This is a genomic window from thiotrophic endosymbiont of Bathymodiolus puteoserpentis (Logatchev), from assembly GCF_900127505.1.
Taxonomy (GTDB): domain Bacteria; phylum Pseudomonadota; class Gammaproteobacteria; order PS1; family Pseudothioglobaceae; genus Thiodubiliella.
Genome location: NZ_UEXF01000019.1, coordinates 133,990 through 135,456 on the forward strand (window position 1 = coordinate 133,990; position 1,467 = coordinate 135,456).

Annotated in this window: 2 pseudogenes; one reads left to right on the top strand and one right to left on the bottom strand. The window is 37.8% G+C overall.

The annotated features are described in order from the left end of the window. Positions 1-189: 189 nt before the first annotated feature. A pseudogene (locus BHECKSOX2_RS10580) lies at positions 190-535 on the top strand (IS30 family transposase); the annotation flags it as partial. Between the two features lie 183 nt (positions 536-718). On the opposite strand, the pseudogene BHECKSOX2_RS02550 reads toward BHECKSOX2_RS10580, so the two are convergent. After that, positions 719-1,467 (bottom strand): annotated as a pseudogene (locus BHECKSOX2_RS02550) (hypothetical protein); the annotation flags it as partial.

Below are 1,467 nucleotides of genomic sequence, written 5' to 3' on the forward strand. Positions count from 1 at the left end.
TTAAAACAAAAGTTGGTTGATTTGTCTAGGGTTATTGTTGGTTTTATTGTTACAAATCAATTTGTTGTGTGGTTTTTAAGGGTTGACTATTTAATATACATTCATTTAAAATATAAGGATAGTTATAGCGAGGGGGTGGATTTGATAGGATAGATGCGAATTTACAGAAAGAAATTTACTTGACCCACTTTGCTTAGACCTGTTAAAGGTTTTGTGTATTCAATTACCTATGATAACGGCAAAGAGTTCTCAGGTCATAAACAAGTCAATAAATCCATCAATTGTAAAAGTTACTTTGCCAAGGCGTATCATTCCTAGGAGCGTGGACAAAATGAGAATGCTAATGGTCTTTTAAGGCAATACTTCCCAAAGACGATGTATTTGGTAAATGTTGCCTGCAAGCAATGAGGTTAAAATGGCTGTGAATAAATTGAATTCTAGACCAAGAAAATATTCAGGATTTAAAACACCTTATCAGGTGTTTTTTGAAAGGACGGGTATTGATGCTCGTCAATTGGGAGTGGTGCGTTTATGAGTCGAATTCACCTTTTTTTATTTAACATCCAAAACATCCAAATAGCTAAAAATATCTCTATTGATCCAATAATATATTTTTGAATTCCAATTAAATTCCAGCCGTATGCTCCATAACCATTAAATGAATAAAATGACCCAACTATCCATAAAAATGGAAACCAGTTTCTTTTCAAAAATTCTATCATTTTAAAGACTCAACTGGATCATATATTTCTTTAGAAAATATATAACCAGCTGCCCCCGCCCCACTAGCAGGTGGAACACCAGGTATTACACCTTCAATAAATTCCACAACCTTATCCATATGATGTGCATTTCTATAATAAACACCTTTAAGTATAGGTAGTAAGAATTTACCACCACTGATAGCAGGCCCTCCAACAATAACAAAACCTGCTGTTCCATAAACTTTAGCAACAGTTTTCATGGAATTTTTTACTGTTTTTTCAAATTGTTTACCATAAGTGGCATTCATATCAGCCTCATTAGCATTTCCCATAATATAATTATCAAATACTGAAGCTTGACGCTCCCAAGCAAGTTCACTAAACATCAGACTACGATGCATATTATCATTAAACAAATACCTAAACGCCCCCGTCTGCGCCCCGTTTGCGAACTTACCGCCGCCAATCATCGAGATGGTGCCACCAATAACTGCCTCTATAGCAGTATTGCCAATCATTTCATTAGCCTTACTTGATTTGCCTGAGGATCCAAAGTAAGAGCCAACTGATCCCGCTAAGAAGCCAGCGCCAAAACTACCACCCATTCTGTCTTGCACGATACCGCCTGCTAATCCATGAGCGGCTAAGGTTTTCATGGAGCCTGGTTCCCATCCTGGGTTGTAGTGCATTTTGCCATCAGCACCTATTTTACCGCCTCGTAGTCCGCCAATACCCATAAACAACCCTGCTGGCAGCCCTGCAC